Annotated in this window: 14 protein-coding genes; 8 read left to right on the forward strand and 6 right to left on the reverse strand. The window is 69.0% G+C overall.

The features are described from left to right. Positions 1 to 84: 84 nt before the first annotated feature. Positions 85 to 1341, reverse strand: coding sequence for a serine hydrolase domain-containing protein (locus IT779_RS20320; protein WP_332838885.1), 1257 nt, complete (start codon positions 1339 to 1341; stop codon positions 85 to 87). A 249-nt stretch (positions 1342 to 1590) separates the two neighbouring features. Next, on the reverse strand, positions 1591 to 2487 hold the full coding sequence (locus IT779_RS20325; protein ID WP_196150949.1) for a universal stress protein: 897 nt from the start codon (positions 2485 to 2487) through the stop codon (positions 1591 to 1593). A 227-nt stretch (positions 2488 to 2714) separates the two neighbouring features. On the opposite strand from IT779_RS20325, the gene IT779_RS20330 reads away from it, so the two are divergent. The 7 genes from IT779_RS20330 to IT779_RS20360 all read left to right on the forward strand — a co-directional run bounded on the left by IT779_RS20330 (position 2715) and on the right by IT779_RS20360 (position 8305). Beyond that, positions 2715 to 3509, forward strand: a complete 795-nt coding sequence (locus IT779_RS20330; RefSeq protein WP_196150950.1) for an LLM class F420-dependent oxidoreductase — start codon at positions 2715 to 2717, stop codon at positions 3507 to 3509. Positions 3510 to 3645: 136 nt separating this feature from the next. Then, on the forward strand, positions 3646 to 5439 hold the full coding sequence (locus tag IT779_RS20335; protein ID WP_196150951.1) for an ABC transporter substrate-binding protein/permease: 1794 nt from the start codon (positions 3646 to 3648) through the stop codon (positions 5437 to 5439). 3 nt (positions 5440 to 5442) lie between these two features. Further along, positions 5443 to 6183: an amino acid ABC transporter ATP-binding protein gene (locus IT779_RS20340; RefSeq protein ID WP_196150952.1), complete on the forward strand. Its 741-nt coding sequence runs from the start codon at positions 5443 to 5445 to the stop codon at positions 6181 to 6183. A gap of 95 nt (positions 6184 to 6278) precedes the next feature. After that, entirely contained in the window at positions 6279 to 6575 is a 297-nt protein-coding gene (locus tag IT779_RS20345) for a hypothetical protein (protein WP_196150953.1), read from the forward strand. 282 nt (positions 6576 to 6857) lie between these two features. Beyond that, a complete protein-coding gene (locus IT779_RS20350) occupies positions 6858 to 7697 on the forward strand; it encodes an alpha/beta fold hydrolase (RefSeq protein WP_196150954.1) in 840 nt (279 codons plus the stop codon). A 90-nt stretch (positions 7698 to 7787) separates the two neighbouring features. After that, positions 7788 to 8060, forward strand: a complete 273-nt coding sequence (locus tag IT779_RS20355) for a type II toxin-antitoxin system Phd/YefM family antitoxin (RefSeq protein WP_232541919.1) — start codon at positions 7788 to 7790, stop codon at positions 8058 to 8060. Next, the gene (locus tag IT779_RS20360) at positions 8057 to 8305 is read left to right on the forward strand and encodes a type II toxin-antitoxin system RelE family toxin (protein WP_196150956.1); all 249 of its coding nucleotides are present in this window, start codon (positions 8057 to 8059) and stop codon (positions 8303 to 8305) included. The genes IT779_RS20355 and IT779_RS20360 overlap by 4 nt, the downstream gene beginning before the upstream one ends. Here the strand turns inward: IT779_RS20360 and IT779_RS20365 are convergent. The 4 genes from IT779_RS20365 to IT779_RS20380 all read right to left on the reverse strand — a co-directional run bounded on the left by IT779_RS20365 (position 8296) and on the right by IT779_RS20380 (position 13895). After that, positions 8296 to 9612: a CHAT domain-containing protein gene (locus IT779_RS20365; RefSeq protein ID WP_196150957.1), complete on the reverse strand. Its 1317-nt coding sequence runs from the start codon at positions 9610 to 9612 to the stop codon at positions 8296 to 8298. The two genes, IT779_RS20360 and IT779_RS20365, sit on opposite strands and share 10 nt — an antisense overlap. Next, positions 9609 to 11186: a tetratricopeptide repeat protein gene (locus IT779_RS20370; protein ID WP_196150958.1), complete on the reverse strand. Its 1578-nt coding sequence runs from the start codon at positions 11184 to 11186 to the stop codon at positions 9609 to 9611. The genes IT779_RS20365 and IT779_RS20370 overlap by 4 nt, the downstream gene beginning before the upstream one ends. Then, a complete protein-coding gene (locus tag IT779_RS20375; protein ID WP_196150959.1) occupies positions 11186 to 12193 on the reverse strand; it encodes a hypothetical protein in 1008 nt (335 codons plus the stop codon). Before IT779_RS20375 ends, IT779_RS20370 begins: the two co-directional genes overlap by 1 nt. 274 nt (positions 12194 to 12467) lie before the next feature. Further along, a complete protein-coding gene (locus tag IT779_RS20380; RefSeq protein WP_196151187.1) occupies positions 12468 to 13895 on the reverse strand; it encodes a hypothetical protein in 1428 nt (475 codons plus the stop codon). A 151-nt stretch (positions 13896 to 14046) separates the two neighbouring features. On the opposite strand from IT779_RS20380, the gene IT779_RS20385 reads away from it, so the two are divergent. After that, positions 14047 to 14592, forward strand: a complete 546-nt coding sequence (locus tag IT779_RS20385) for a lipoprotein LpqH (RefSeq protein ID WP_196150960.1) — start codon at positions 14047 to 14049, stop codon at positions 14590 to 14592. Positions 14593 to 14678 lie beyond the last annotated feature (86 nt).

Genomic DNA, 14678 nt, shown 5'->3' on the forward strand with positions numbered 1-14678 from the left:
ATCCCGGCAGGAACGTGCCGGACGATCCGAGTACAGGGTTGACCGGGGATCCTAACGGACGCGGACGCGGGTTACGCGGCGCGGCTACGGGTCGAACGGGCGATCCGCCGGGGCGAGTACCGGCACGGATTTCGAGATGAGCGAGACCAGTCGCCACGGCCGGTCGGTGTCGATGGTCGACTTGCCGCTGGTGAGCACCGCCCCCGACAGCCCGCGCCGCGGATCGGCCCAGCCGTACTGGGTGGTGAGACCGCTGCGCCCGAAATGCGCGCCGGTGTCGCGCCCGAATTTCGATCGGCGGCCACCCAGTTCGAAGCCGGCGCGGCTCACCCGACCGGCGACACCTGGCAGCCACGGCGCGGGCCGGATCGCATCGCGCAGCGCGTCCGCGCCGATGACGCGCACACCGCCGAGTTCGCCTCCGCGGGCGAGGATTTCGTAGAAGCGCGACAGTTCGTAGGCGGTGGTGACCAGATTCCCCGATGGGAGTTCCGCGGTCAGGAACGCCGCCGTCGCCTCCGGTGACCGAGACACGCGCCCCATGCCGCCACCGAGCGCCTTGCGCGCGAGGAAGTTCGCCACCCTCGACGACGGGGGTCCGGTCTTCACACCTGCCACCACCGCGTCCACGTCGGCGGGGTCGACGCCGAAGTTCGTCCAGCGGAACCCCAACGGCGTGAGCACCCGGTCGCGCAGGTGATCGCGCATCCGCGCACCGGTGGCTCGCTCGACCAGCAGGCGCAGGATCAACCCGCTGGTGAGCGCGTGGTAGACACGGAAACGGCCGGGCGGCCAACTCGGCACGAGATCGGTGAGACCGCGCACCGCCGCTTCCTCGTCGACGATGAGATCGAAACCCTTGTGCGGCCCGGTCAAGAACGGGACGCCCGCCGCGTGCGACAGCACATCCCCGATGGTGATCCGCGCTTTCCCGTTCGCCGCGAACTCCGGAATGTACTCGCAGACCGGATCTTTCGCCGCGAACGCACCTTGCTCCATGAGCATCGCGGCCACGGTCGCGGCCACACCCTTCGCCGTGGAGAACCCGCAGAACGGCGTCTCGGGCGTCGCGAGCACCTTCTCCGCGTCGATCGCGTCGGCGGGACCGTTCCCGCGCGCGTGCCCGATCGCGCGGTTCAACACGATCCGGCCGCCCCGGCGCAAGCAGATCTGGACCGCTGGCGTCGATCCGAGCCGATACCACTCGCGTACGGCTGACCACACCGCGTCGACCTGCGCGCGGGACAGCCCCGCGTCGGCCGGATCATCCTCGTGACCGACCGTCGTCACCGTGTCCACATCGTCGGCGACGGTGACCAGAGAGCGAAGCTGCGCGTTCACCTCGGCGAGCATATCGACCACACCTGATCGCCGGCTGAGTACCGACCACCACCGCGAGTTCCGTCGACGAGACCGTGCGCGGCGACGCGAGCAGAGTGGAACGCCGTTGCGGGAGTCGCCACCGTCGCCGAACCCCGGTCGGATCACCTTGTTCTCCCGGCGGAGTCATCCGATCGCCGAGGAGCCTTCGAGAATGGTCGCGGCGGCCAGGCCACCGGCCACGCCGCGAGCGCGACGACCGGTAGCGCGCTATCGAGACGGATGCACCACGAGCACCGGGCACGGCGCGCGCTGGACCAGTGTCGCACTCGTCGATCCGAGCATGAACCGGGCGAAGCGTCCGCGTCCTCGGCTGCCGACGACCAGCAGCCGAGCCGCTCGCGCCCGGTTCAGCAGCTGATCCCGTGCGGTGCCGCGCGCCACTTCCCGCTCGACGGTGACCGACGGGTACCGCTCCCGCCATCCCGCCAATCGCTCGGCCAGCAGCGCTCGCTCCGGCGCCGCCACGTCCACGGGTTCTTCGGCGGCTTCCAGCAGACGGGAGAATCGCCCCGCGTACGGGTCGGCCCAACTGTGCACGGCGACCAGCGGTGCGCCGATGGTCGCCGCCTCGCGGAAGGCGACGCCGGTCGCGGCCTCGCTGACCGGGCTGCCGTCGATCCCCACTACCACCGGACCGGTGCGCGGCAGCTGATCCGCCGTCCCGGCGCGCACCACGGCGACGGTTCCGTTCGCCCGGCTCACGACCGAGAGCAGGATCGAGCCGAGCCGCCCGAATCCGCCGCTGTCGGTCGGACCGCCGAGCACCACCATGTGGGCGGTCGCGGAGTACTCGATCAGCAGTTCGGCCGGGTCGCCGTCGTCGAGTCGGGTGTGCACGGTCACGGTCGGCGCGGTCCGTTCGGCCAACGCCCGCGCCTCCCGGATGATGCGGTCGCTGATCTCGCCGATGACGGAACTCGGGTACGGGGCGAACGGCCCGCCCGCGGCCGCGAGGTCCATGCCGTGCGCGAGCACCAGGTCGCGGCGGCGTTCGGCGGCGGTTTCGGCGGCCCACCGGACCGCGAGATCGGCCGCGTCGGTGCCGTCGACGCCGACGACAACGGGCGCGGCGGCCAGGGAATGCGGATCGCCGGGTTCGGTCATGCGCGCCACGCGAATTCGCCGGAATCGAGCATCTGCCAGCCTCCGTTCGGATGTGCCATCGCGGGCCGGAGCGCCTGCCTGCCGCGCACCGTCATCGATGTTGCCATGATTTAGCCGTCCGACGGGAACCCGGCCGGTTCTGGTTGCGCCGCCGAGCGTCGGCGATACCCGATCGCGGTAGCACCGGTAGCCTCGTTCGGGGAACCGGCCCGACCGAGGAGCGCCGCATGAGTCGTCCTGTCCGCATCGGAGTTCAACTACAACCTCAGCACGCGCCCGACTACGGGCTCATCCGCGACGCCGTGTTGCGCGCGGAGGACGCCGGGGTCGACATCGTCTTCAACTGGGATCACTTCTACCCGCTCACCGGCGACCCGGTCGGCGCGCATTTCGAGTCGTGGACCATGCTCGGCGCGTTCGCCGAGCAGACCGAGCGGGTCGAGATCGGCGCGCTGGTCACCGGCGGCGGCTACCGCAATCCCGACCTGCTCGCCGACATGGCCCGCACCGTCGACCACATCAGCGGCGGCCGCCTGATCCTCGGCATCGGCGCGGGCTGGTTCGAGAAGGACTACGACGAGTACGGCTACGAATTCGGCACGCCGGGAACCAGACTCGCGCTGCTGAAGGACAACCTGGCCCGCATCGCCGCCCGCCTGCCGAAGCTGAATCCGGCTCCGACCCGCCACATCCCGATCCTCATCGGGGGTGGCGGCGAACGCAAAACCCTGCGTTTGGTCGCCGAATACGCCGACATCTGGCACACTTTCGCCGACCTCGACGTCATCGCCCACAAGAACAAGGTCCTCGCCGACCACAGCGCCGACCTCGGCGTGGATGACGCCCGCGTCGAACGCTCGGTCCAATGGCCCGGTCTCGACCGCGCCCCCGAATTCGTCCAGGCGGGCGTGACCCTGTTCACCATCGGCGTGAGCGGCCCCGACTACGACCTGAGCACCGTCGAGAAGGCCGTGGCCTGGCGCGACGAAGTCAACCCAGAACCGGTGCCCGGCATCGCATGAGACCGGGTTGCCGTCGGTCGGCGGCCGATTCTCGGCGGATTCGACTCGAGCTGATCGCAACGTTCTCAACAGCGTCGATGGGCGAGGCGGCGGGTTAGCCGGAGAATTGCATTGCGTCGGCCTATAGGTTTTTCGCATGGCTGGTCTGCTCAGTGTGCGGTTCCGTGCGTTGATCGCCGTGCTGTTGCTCGCCGTCGCCGCGCTCGCGACGGGGTGCGGTTCCGGCGGTGATTCCTCGCCGGGCGGCGACCTGTGCGCGCCGCCGGGAGTGAACGCGGCGTCGGCGGCGCCGACCGATCTGGCGTCCTCGGCCACCGCCGGTCCCGACCGGTTCACCACCGCATCGGCGCCACCGCTGACCTCGGTCGATGTCGGCAGGCTCGGGCTCGTCACGCCGGGCACGCTCAGTGTCGGCACCCTGTCCGACGCGCCGCCGAGCATCTGCGTCGATTCGAGCGGGTCGTTCACCGGTTTCGACAACGAACTGCTGCGGGCGGTGGCCGCGAAACTCGGTTTGCGCGTCGAGTTCTCGGGCACCGAGTTCGCGGGTCTGCTGGCCCAGGTCGCGGGTGGGCGTTTCGATGTCGGCTCGTCGAATATCACCACCACCGACGCGCGCCGCCAATTGGTCGACTTCACGAACGGTTACGACTTCGGCTATTTCGCGCTGGTCGTGCCGAACGGCAGTGCGATCGAAGGGTTCGCGGATCTGAACCGGGGCAGCCGGATCGCGGTGGTGCAGGGCACGGTGCAGGACGACTACGTCGTGAACACCCTGCGTCTCGACCCGGTCGAGTTCCCCGATTACAACACCGCCTACGCGAATCTGAAGTCGGGCCAGGTGGATGCCTGGGTCGCGCCGTCGGCGCAGGCCGAGGGCGCGATCAAACCCGGCGACGGCACGTCCGTGGCGCAGAACGCTTTCAGCTTGGACAATTTCGCGGCCTGGGCGGTCGGCAAGAACAACCAGCCGCTCGTCGACGCGCTCAACAGCGGACTCGACGCCGTGATCGCCGACGGCACCTACGCGCGCCTCTACAGCGACTGGGTGCCGCGCCAACTGCCGCCGGGCTGGAAACCGGGCTCGAAAGCCGTTCCGCCCCCGCAACTGCCCGACTTCGCCGCCATCGCCGCCGAACATGGCCCGCGCGACGACGGTGTGCGGCAGGCGCCGAAATCCACCCTGGAACAACTCGGCGACACCTTCTTCGACTGGTCGCTGTACCGCAAGGCATTTCCCGACCTGATCAAGACCGGCCTGCCGAATACCCTTGTGCTCGCGGTGGTCTCGGGCGCGCTCGGCACCGTCATCGGCATGCTGCTCGCGGTCGCGGGCATCTCGCGCACGCGCTGGCTGCGCTGGCCCGCGCGGGTCTACACCGACATCTTCCGCGGCCTGCCCGCCGTGGTGATCATCCTGCTCATCGGACTCGGCGTCGGCCCGGTGGTCCGCGAGGTCACCGGCAACAATCCGTACTGGCTCGGCGCCGTCGCGCTGGCACTGCTCGCCTCGGCCTATATCGGCGAGATCTTCCGGTCCGGCATCCAATCCGTGGAACCGGGACAGTTGGAGGCGGCCCGCGCGATCGGGCTCGGATACCGGCAGGCCATGACCCTCGTGGTGATCCCGCAGGGCGTGCGCCGGGTACTGCCCGCCCTGATGAACCAGTTCATCGCACTCATCAAGGACTCCTCCCTCATCTACTTCCTCGGACTGCTCGCGACCCAGCGGGAACTGTTCGCGGTCGGCCGGGATCTGAACGCGCAGACCGGGAATCTGTCCCCGCTGGTCGCCGCCGGACTGGTCTATCTGCTGCTCACGATCCCGCTCACCCACCTGGTGAACTACATCGATCGCAGGATGCGCACCGGCGGACCCGACCGCCCCATCGACGAACTCGAACAGGCCACGATCGCGGAAGGACGCTGACCCATGGGCGAATCGAGCACCGGCGCCGCCCTGACCGGCACCGGACTGCATCTGACCCTCGGCGGCAACCACGTGCTGCGCGGCATCGACATCCACGTCGACGCGGGCAAGACGGCGACCGTCATCGGCCCGTCCGGATCGGGCAAGTCGACGCTGCTGCGGGTGCTGAACCGCCTGCACGAACCGGACAGCGGTGACGTGCTGCTCGACGGCAAGTCGGTGCTGACCGAGAACCCGGACCGGCTGCGGCAGCGCATCGGCATGGTGTTCCAGCAGTTCAACCTGTTCCCGCACATGTCGGTCGCCGACAATGTGGCGCTTGGGCCGCGCAAGTTGCGCGGGCTGTCCAAGGAGGCGGCGCGGGCGGCGGCGGTCGAACAGCTCGAGGTGGTCGGACTGGCGAACCGGGCCGACACCAGGCCCGCGAACCTGTCGGGCGGTCAGCAGCAGCGGGTGGCGATCGCGCGGGCGCTGGCCATGCGCCCGGAGATCATGTTCTTCGACGAGGCGACCTCGGCGCTCGACCCGGAACTGGTCAAGGGCGTGCTGGCGTTGATGGCCGATCTGGCGGCGGGCGGCATGTCGATGATCGTGGTGACCCACGAGATGGGGTTCGCGCGCAGCGTGTCCGACAGCGTGGTGTTCATGGACGCCGGTCAGGTCGTGGAGACGGGGTCGCCCGACGCGGTGTTCGATAACCCGGAAACCGAGCGTCTGCGACGGTTCCTCTCCATGGTCCTGTAGGCAGGCACACCATCAGTTACCTGCACTGATGCAACCCTGCTAATGTGTTGATGTTCACAGATTCACCTGTCCATCGCCATGGAAGAAGGCTTCTGATGACCACAGCACACGTCGAGCACACCGACCACGCGCACGTGCACGGCGCCGGATGCGGACACGTCGCGGTACCGCACGGCGACCATGTCGACTACGTCCACGACGGCCACCTGCACCGCGCTCACGACGGTCACTTCGACGAGTGCGAACCGTCCGGGCACACCGAACACGCGAGTCACGAGCACGTGCACGGCGAAGGCTGCGGTCACGTCGCCGTGCCGCACGGCGACCACATGGACTACATCCACGACGGCCACCGGCACGCCGCCCACAACGGTCACTACGACGAGCACTGATCCCGGGGGCGGTGCGCACGGCGGCCGAGTCGGCGGGTCGCCTTCGCTGTCAGCCGGTCGGATGTCCTCGAGTCGGGCCGCTGCCATGGTTTTGGTGGCGGGTGGTCTTCGAGTCCGGTCGGCGGGCCGCGCTCGAGCCGAGCCCGGCGAGTCGCTCTCGATCGGCTGAGGTGAGTCGCCCTCGAACCGGGCCGGTGGCTTCCAGCGATCCTGCCCGGACGAGCTATCCGGAACCCCGGTCGGCGGGATGTCCTGTCGGTGGGCGGGGCTAGAGTCGGCCGGGTGATCGAGGCAACGAAGATCTCCACCGCGGCAGGCACCTTCGACGCACTCGCCTGCGGCCGGGCGGGCGGCCGCGAAGTGCTGATGCTGCACGGCTTCCCGCAGGCCGCGATCGAATGGGAATTCCAGCTGTCGGCGCTGGGCAACGGCGGTTGCCACGTCGTCGCCCCCGATCAGCGCGGATACTCCGCGGGCGCGCGACCGGAACGGGCCGAGGACTACCGGCTGGAAGAACTGGTAAGCGACGTCGCCGCCTTCGCCGACGAACTCGGCTGGGAGCGTTTCGATCTCATCGGCCACGACTGGGGCGCCTACGTCGGCTGGGCCGCCGCCGCCGAATTCCCCGACCGGGTCCGCACCCTCACCGCGGTATCCATGCCCCACCCCGCCGCGCTGCTGAGCGCCATGGCCGAAGACGAGGACCAGGCGCTGCGCTCCCAATACCTCGACATGATGCGCAGACCGCGCGTCGCGGAACGAATCCTGCTCGCCGACAACGCCGCCGGACTACGCAAGATCTTCGACTGGAAGATCCCCGAAGAGCGCGTCGACGACTACATTCACCGCCTCACCCAGCCCGAAGCCTTCACCGCCGCCCTCAACTGGTACCGCGCCATGCACCTGACCGGCCCCGTCCCACCCGTCCCGGTCCCCACCCTGTACGTATGGGGCACCGAAGACGCCACCATCGGCTCCACCGCCGCCACCACCTGCGCCGCCCACGTCACCGGCCCCTACCGCTTCGAAATGCTCGAAGACATCTCCCACTGGATCCCCGAACAATCCCCCGAAGTCCTCACCATGCTCATCATGGAACACCTCCTGTCCCACCGAGCCTGAACCCCTTCACCCCGCATCTCGCAACGGCTCGAACTGGACACTGAGCCGCAGTTCCAACGCTTCGCGGAGTTGATGTGTAACATGTTCAACATGAGTACACAAAGTCTGCGGGAGTTGCGGATGCAACTCGGTGCCATTGTGCGTGAGGTGGCGGCGAGCGGTGACGAGGTGATCATCACCGACAATGGCAGTGAAGTCGCGGTGATCATCTCCATGGCGGACTACGAGCGTTTGCACGAGCACGCCGACTTGGTGGATGCACTTCATCTGCGTGGGTTGCGTGAGGTTGGTTACGACATCATGTCGATGTCGGAAATGCTCGATGCGCTCGGCGTCGATCCCGCCACGGTACTGGCGTCGTGAGGGCGCAGTTCCACTCCGAAGTTCTCAAACAACTCCAGAAGTTGCCGCGCGATGTGCTCGAAGCCGCACTGCACGCGATCATCGATCTGACCGGTGACCCGCGGCCGCGCGGCGCGAAAAAGCTGGTGGGACAGTCAGATTGGCGAATCCGGATCGGGCAGTATCGCATCGTGTACGAGATCGACGACGATGAGCAGGTCGTCACGATCATGACAGTGGCGAAGCGTTCCGACGCTTACCGCTGAGGCGGGCTCGCGGTTGGGCGGGTGTCTATGGTGGCGAAGGCGGACCAGAGGATGGGGGAGTTCTCTATCGACGGGGTGTTTCGCCAGTGGGTGAGGCGGGTGCGTTGCCAGTCGGCGAGGGTGGTTATGGGGTCGGGGTGTTCGTGGGCGGTGTCGATGGCGCAGATGGCGTCGGTGAGGGGGGTGGCTTCGGGGGGTGCGCCCGCGGTGCGGTGGAAGGCGTGGTCGGTGGGGAGGGGCCAGCGGCTCGCGGTGACCAGTTCGGCGCCGCCGTTGAGCATGGCGGCGGTCAGGCCGAGAGCTTCGGAGAAGCGCAGGTCGCCGCCGCTTTCGCAGGCGATGAGGGCGACGCGGCTCGGGATGGGCCACAGTCTGTTGCCCGCGACGGGGGTGTCGGGGTCGAGGGTGTGGGTGCCGAGTAGCAGGTCCTTGGCGGAGAGTGGGCGGTGGTTGCGGGTCGGCTCGGCGAAACCGGTGGCGTCGGCCGTGCACGACAGGTGCAGTTCGGCGTTCTCGCTGCGACCCGATTCGGGTGCGGCGGCGGTGACGTGGCCTACGTAGATCAGGCGACTCGCGCCCGACCGCAAGGCCGCGGCGAGCCACGCGCGGTCGACGTCGGTGCGGCGGAAGATCTCGGTCGGTTCGGTGACGGCAGGCATCAGCCGCTTTCGCGCGGCGTAGTGCGCGATGCGATCGGTGAGCGGCGTCGGAGCACTCACTCTTCCCAGTACCGACCCGAGTGCGGAATCGGCGCGGAAACCGGGGATGCGCGGATCGAGCACCGCGACCACCGGCAATTCGCGATCACGCTCCCACGAGCGGACCACGCGTCCCGGCGCGTGTAGAACACCTGCGGGCGCGAGCAATCCGATATCGGCGATATCGATCAGCCGCAGTTCCGGTGCGGGCGCGATGATCTCCCACGGCACCTGCGCCACCCGCGGCGAGGGTTGCAGGAGCAGACGCGGACGCACTCCGTCGCGGTAGACGGCCGCGAGCTGGTCGGCCAACCCGGACGGGAGCAGTGCACGGGAAAGCTGCTGCGCCAGTATATATTCGGACTTCGCCTCCGCGAACGCCCCTGCCGTGAGCGGGTGTTCGACGCCGCCGGGCGCAGTCGGATTCGGCAGCGCGTCCGCCAGCGCCCGCACCGCCTCCTCGATCGGCGCACCCGGCAGCACGCTCACACCGGCCTGCGCGAGATCCCCCTCCCACCGCCACGACATGTACAGATCACCCGCGTCGGCCATCCGCACCAGCACCGTCGGCCGTGCACCGCCCGGCCTGCTCAGGTCAGGCGCGTTCATGTCGGGACCATCAGTTCGTCGCGCACCCGGCGTCCGTATCGCTGCTCGGCGGCCGCGATGTAGGCCGCCAGTGCGACGTGCCCGTCGGCGCCGACCGTAACCCGAGGGGGCGGTGCGACCGGCAGACCCGCGCTCGCCGCCACCTCGGCCAGCGCCGCGCCGAGTTGCAGTGCGGTGGCGCCCGCGCGCGGATTCGCGGTGGGTGACGCTGTTCCGGCCATGAGGTCCGTGCCCGCGGACAGTTCGCCCTCCTCGTCGGGCTGAACCGGGTCGGTTGTGGAGAGGAGGTCGAGTGGCAGCTGCGCGGGTGGCTCGGCTTCGGGTGGTACCAGATTCAATGTCGATCCAGCGCACTGTGTTTCGATCAGGTCCACGAGCAGTTGTCCGTTTCCGGACAGGTGGGCGAAGCGGAAGGCCAAGCGCATCGCGGGGTCGGCTATCGCGCGATTCCAGTGCTCGCGTTGACCGCCGTTGCCGAAGGTGTGGCGGACGGCGTCGATGGCGATCGCCGAGGTGACCGCGAGATTGGTCGCGACGGTGCGGATTCCGGGGTCGGGCATGGCTTCCAGCACGGATTCGAGCAGCGTCGCGTGCCAGTAATCTATTTGCGCGCAGTGCAATCCGAGTCCACGTTCGGCGTAGGCGCGGAACGCCTCGGTCAGTAGCTGTTCACCTTCGGATACGGCACCGCGCCGGAATGCGACCGTCGCGAGTCGCACCCGCACGTCGGCGGCGTCGAGAACCGCTCCCGACGAGGTGAAATACTCGTGGGCGCTGCGGTAGAGATCGTGGGCGGAATCGAGTTCGCCGCGGCCTTCGGCGAGGAAACCCAGAGTCTTGAGCCCGATGCCCGCGCGATGCCCGAGTCCGGCGCGTTCGAAATAGTCCTGACCCGCGCGCAGCAGCGGCTCGGCCTCGTCGAGGCGATCCATCCGCAGGAACATGGTCGCCAGGTTCTGTTGTGTCTCGGCGACGCCGTTGGGGTCGAGCGCCGACTCGAAGGCCGCGAGCGCCTGCCGCATGAAGTCCACGGCCAGTTCGCGGTGTCCGGTCTCGAAATAGGCGCCCGCCAGGTTCGACAGCGGGTGCCCAGCCAGATGCGGCGCGAAACGTACGGCCGCGTCGAGAGATTCGGTGGCGATCTCGATGGTGCGGGTCCACTGGCCGCGATGGAAGGCCACCGCGCACAGCGAAAGCAGGCACGCCACCCGCAGCGCGCCGAATTCCTCACCGTCGCCCAGTGTTTCGCGTGCCTGTTCGAGCGCGGCCTGCGCCTGCTCCAGTTCGCCGACGTGTTGCAGCGCCTGAGAGTAGTTGACCAGCGCCGAAACCCGCTTCTCCACGGCGTCCGCAGGCATTTCGTCCAGCGCTTCGCGATACCAGCCGAGCGCGGTGGCGTGATCGCCGAGTTCGTCGGCCATGCTCGCGGCATTGATGAGCGCGCTGGTGCGCAGTCCACCTGTCGAGGTGCGTGCCGCCCGCTCGAATATCCGCAGCGCTTCGGCGACTTCACCGCGCTGGTAGGCGGCAGCGCCTTCCAACAGCACCGCGCGCCCGTCGTCCGGCTCGCTCATCAGAAGTCCTCGTCCGAGGTAGCGGCGGCGATCTCGGCGAGCAGTGGGGTGTCGAATCCGGTGGCGTCCGTGTCGGCGGCGCGGGCGAGCCGGACGCGCGCCAGATCTCGGAGGTGTTGGCGCACGGTCGCGTCGTCGGCAGCGGCCGTGACACCGGTCTTCCCGACTCCTGGCACTCGGATATCCACAGTCCCGACCGTATCCATCGGCACCTTGCCCCCGCCGACCCACGCATCCCCGACCAGCGTCAGATCGATTTCGGCCCGGGTCGAACCGTCGACACCGAGCGCGGCCCGTGGACGCAGATGCGTCGGTACCGGCGACCCGACCTCCGGCGCGGCGGCGGCACGCACGGTGACCAGTGTGGTCCCCGATTCCCGCACCACCTCCCACGACACCGACCGTTCGGAGGCGTCGACCAGTCCGGGCGGGCAGCCCCGCCAGTCCCAGCCGCCGACCCCTCGCGCCACGATCAATCCATCGGCCTGCTCGCCGCCTGCCGCCAAGGCGTAATCAGATTGACGTGCAACGCTTGTCGTGGGCAAAAGCACAGGCAGTTCCGCATCCGCGCCGTCCACGAGGAGTTCACATCGCTCGGTCAGAGTGGCGATATCGGATTCGAGCAATCGCGGGTCGAGCGCGGCGATCCCGTCGATAACGGAGGCGGGCCACCACCGGGCGGCCCAATGCGCGTATGCGAGTCGCCTCGCGTCGGTGACAAGTTCGGGCAGCGTGGACTCGGCGTCGAGATCGCCGGTCCATCGCTCATCGGCCGCGACGGCGACCTGTTCGCCGAACACCGCCCACAACCATTCGCCCGCAGCATCGAGATCATCCACCACGGCCGCCGGAAGATGCTGGGGGCTCAATAGGTTCCAGGTCAGATGTCCGCCGAGGACCTCGAGTACCAGCACATCGACACCGCATTCGGCATCGAGTACGGACGGCGCGCCCGCAGGGGCGATCGTCGATACGCCATCCCCGAACGCCATGCGCACTCGTGCCATCAGTCCACCCTCGATCCGCTGGCCTTCGCCGCGACAATCGGCGCGTCTGCGGTGGCGAGCATCGTTGCCGCGCTATGGGATTCGATGTGCGCCTGTGGCCTCCCGTCGAGGCGCTCGCGGCTGTCGATACGCCTACCGGGGCGAGCATCGTTGCCGCGTCTCGGGATTCGATGTGTATCGGTGGCCTCGGTCTGCCCTCGATTCGCTCGCGGCTGTCGGCGCGCCTGCTGGGCGGTCGCCAGTTTCGCCTCGAATGCGATGTGCGCCGGTGCCATCAGCCCGCCCTCGATTCGCTCGCCTCGGCGGCGGCCTCGGCGCTGAGCGCGTTCTTCACCTTCGTGCGATGGTCGAGGATCACCGACCGCGCCACACCGTCGAGCAGATCCCATAGTTCGTCTGGCTCGTACACACCGAATTCGCGAACGTCGCGCCCGTGCAGTCGAACCCACAGCCGCCGCAGGTAGGGCCGCCACGGCGCGCGCAGTTCGGCGGCGATGACGGCCAGCGGATTGTCGGGCGCGAGCGCGGCTTCGGCGTCGACGGCGAGCCGCCGCGCTTGCAGCACATACGCTTCCCGCTGCCACCGACCGTTGACCACTCGGTGCGCCGCGGTCTGCGCACCGAATCCCAAGGCGGGCGTCTCCACCCGCGTCCCACCGTGCGCGCGCCGCTCGATGGTGCGCACCGATTTCCGCGCACCGGTCGCACCGTCGACCACGGTGAGTTCCCCGGATTCCCGTGTCCGCGCGCCGATCGGCGCGAGCCCTTCGGCCAACGCGACCCCGGACGCCGCCGCGACCCGCAGCGATTCGTCCAGCAACGCCCACGGCGCGCAACTGCGCGCGATCTCGGTGGTGACCAGTTCCGGCACGGCGGGCAGGTCGGCGCGATCGCTCGAACCCTGCAGAACGGTGAACACGCGCTCGTAGATGCTGCGATCGAAGGGCAGCGCCAGATCGGCGGTGGATGCCGATGCCCCGAGCGCGGGCCGCACGGGCCGAGGATGCGCGGTGAGCCCGAGCTCACGGGCGGTCGGCCCGGATTCGCGGTGCCACAGCGCCATCCCGGAGTGGGTGCCCGCGTGCGCGGCGACCAGTTTGTCGAACAGCCGCTGCCCTTCGGCGCCGTCGCCCTCCCAGCGGCCCTCGGCGACCGTGTCCAGAAGTTCGGTGAGCGGGGCGGTGTGCGTGCCGCTCGGCGTGCCCGTCGCGGGCCGCCTGCGCCAGGCCAACTCGACCAGTGCGGTGAGTTCGCGCACCCGCGCCTCGTCGGTGAGGTGCTGTTTGAGCGCCTGCGTGGTGCGCCCTGCGGACAGTTCGTGGATATCGCGCAGGGTTTCTTCGGCGACCGAGCGATCGCGGTCGGGATCGGGTGCGCCTTTGGTGGTGGCGAGTTCGAAACAGCGCTGGAAGTACAGGTCCTGGGCATTGCCCTCGGTGATCCGCTGCGCCCGGCGTACCTGTTTGAGCAGGGTGAACCAGGAAGCGGTGGCACGCAGCACGTCGGCGCTCGCGTGGATTCGGGTGGCGAGCAGGGTGGCGCCGTCTTCGTCGAGGACGGCGCCCGCGCAGCTCGGGTTCTGCACCGGGCGGATGACGAGCGGGTCGAGCACGAGCTTCACCGTGCGGCGCAGCGGCCCTCCGGTCGGTCCGCTGAGCGCGTCGACACCGTCGAGCCTGCGCCACACCTCGTCGAGCACCATGGCGCGCGGTCGTCGCATTCGACCAGGTTAACGGAGTTTCGCCGAAGTCACGCCGCCGAAAGTTGGGATCGGTAGGGCTCGCGACGTTCATACCTTTCTCTCAACGGCGCCACCGAGGAGCCGAACGAGACGAAAAGACAAGGACATCGCCATGAACACCACCTCCCGCTTCGCCACCGCCGCTGTCGCCGCCACCGCCGCCGCCTTCGCCCTCTTCGTCACCGGGTGCAGCGACGATTCCGGCAGCACCGCCACCCCCGCCTCGACCCCGAAGGCTTCGAGCCAGGCGGCGACCCCGGCGGCCGCGCCGGGCGGCAAGTCGGCGGCCGCGGTCGACGGCAAGGCCCTCGACGGCAAGTTCGACACCACCTGCGCCAAGCAGGGCAACACTCTCGCGTTGGCGCTGACCGACACCGCCAACGGCACCTACGGCCAGCTCAGCGTGAGCGCCACCGTCGTCGGCGACACGGTGCAGGCGGTCGGCATCGCGGGCAGCAAGGGCGGCTCCAACGGCCTGCCCTACGCGGTCGGCTACGGCAACGGCCAGCCGGGCGGTTCGGCGAAGCTGGTCAAGGACGGCAACACCTTCAAGGTGACCGGTGAGGGCGTCGGCGCCCCCGACATGACCAACCCGCTCGCGGGCCCGTCCACCGCCAAGTTCGACATCACCTTCGCCTGCTCGACCATCGTCGGCTGATGACGCGACGCCTCGGATTCCGCGCCCCGCAGACGCGCGGGGCGCGGATTCGAGAGCGAACGATCCATCCCCACCTCTCCACAAGG

The sequence above is a fragment of the Nocardia bovistercoris genome, from assembly GCF_015674855.1.
In the GTDB taxonomy this organism is placed as follows: domain Bacteria; phylum Actinomycetota; class Actinomycetes; order Mycobacteriales; family Mycobacteriaceae; genus Nocardia; species Nocardia bovistercoris.

What these genes read in the sequence shown, in the direction of transcription:
- IT779_RS20325 (WP_196150949.1), bottom strand. Translation starts at nt 2,487, where the DNA reads ATGACCGAACCCGGCGATCCGCATTCCCTGGCCGCCGCGCCCGTTGTC.
- IT779_RS20330 (WP_196150950.1), top strand. Translation starts at nt 2,715, where the DNA reads ATGAGTCGTCCTGTCCGCATCGGAGTTCAACTACAACCTCAGCACGCG.
- IT779_RS20335 (WP_196150951.1), top strand. Translation starts at nt 3,646, where the DNA reads ATGGCTGGTCTGCTCAGTGTGCGGTTCCGTGCGTTGATCGCCGTGCTG.
- IT779_RS20340 (WP_196150952.1), top strand. Translation starts at nt 5,443, where the DNA reads ATGGGCGAATCGAGCACCGGCGCCGCCCTGACCGGCACCGGACTGCAT.
- IT779_RS20345 (WP_196150953.1), top strand. Translation starts at nt 6,279, where the DNA reads ATGACCACAGCACACGTCGAGCACACCGACCACGCGCACGTGCACGGC.
- IT779_RS20355 (WP_232541919.1), top strand. Translation starts at nt 7,788, where the DNA reads ATGAGTACACAAAGTCTGCGGGAGTTGCGGATGCAACTCGGTGCCATT.
- IT779_RS20365 (WP_196150957.1), bottom strand. Translation starts at nt 9,612, where the DNA reads ATGAACGCGCCTGACCTGAGCAGGCCGGGCGGTGCACGGCCGACGGTG.
- IT779_RS20370 (WP_196150958.1), bottom strand. Translation starts at nt 11,186, where the DNA reads ATGAGCGAGCCGGACGACGGGCGCGCGGTGCTGTTGGAAGGCGCTGCC.
- IT779_RS20375 (WP_196150959.1), bottom strand. Translation starts at nt 12,193, where the DNA reads ATGGCACGAGTGCGCATGGCGTTCGGGGATGGCGTATCGACGATCGCC.
- IT779_RS20380 (WP_196151187.1), bottom strand. Translation starts at nt 13,895, where the DNA reads ATGGTGCTCGACGAGGTGTGGCGCAGGCTCGACGGTGTCGACGCGCTC.
- IT779_RS20385 (WP_196150960.1), top strand. Translation starts at nt 14,047, where the DNA reads ATGAACACCACCTCCCGCTTCGCCACCGCCGCTGTCGCCGCCACCGCC.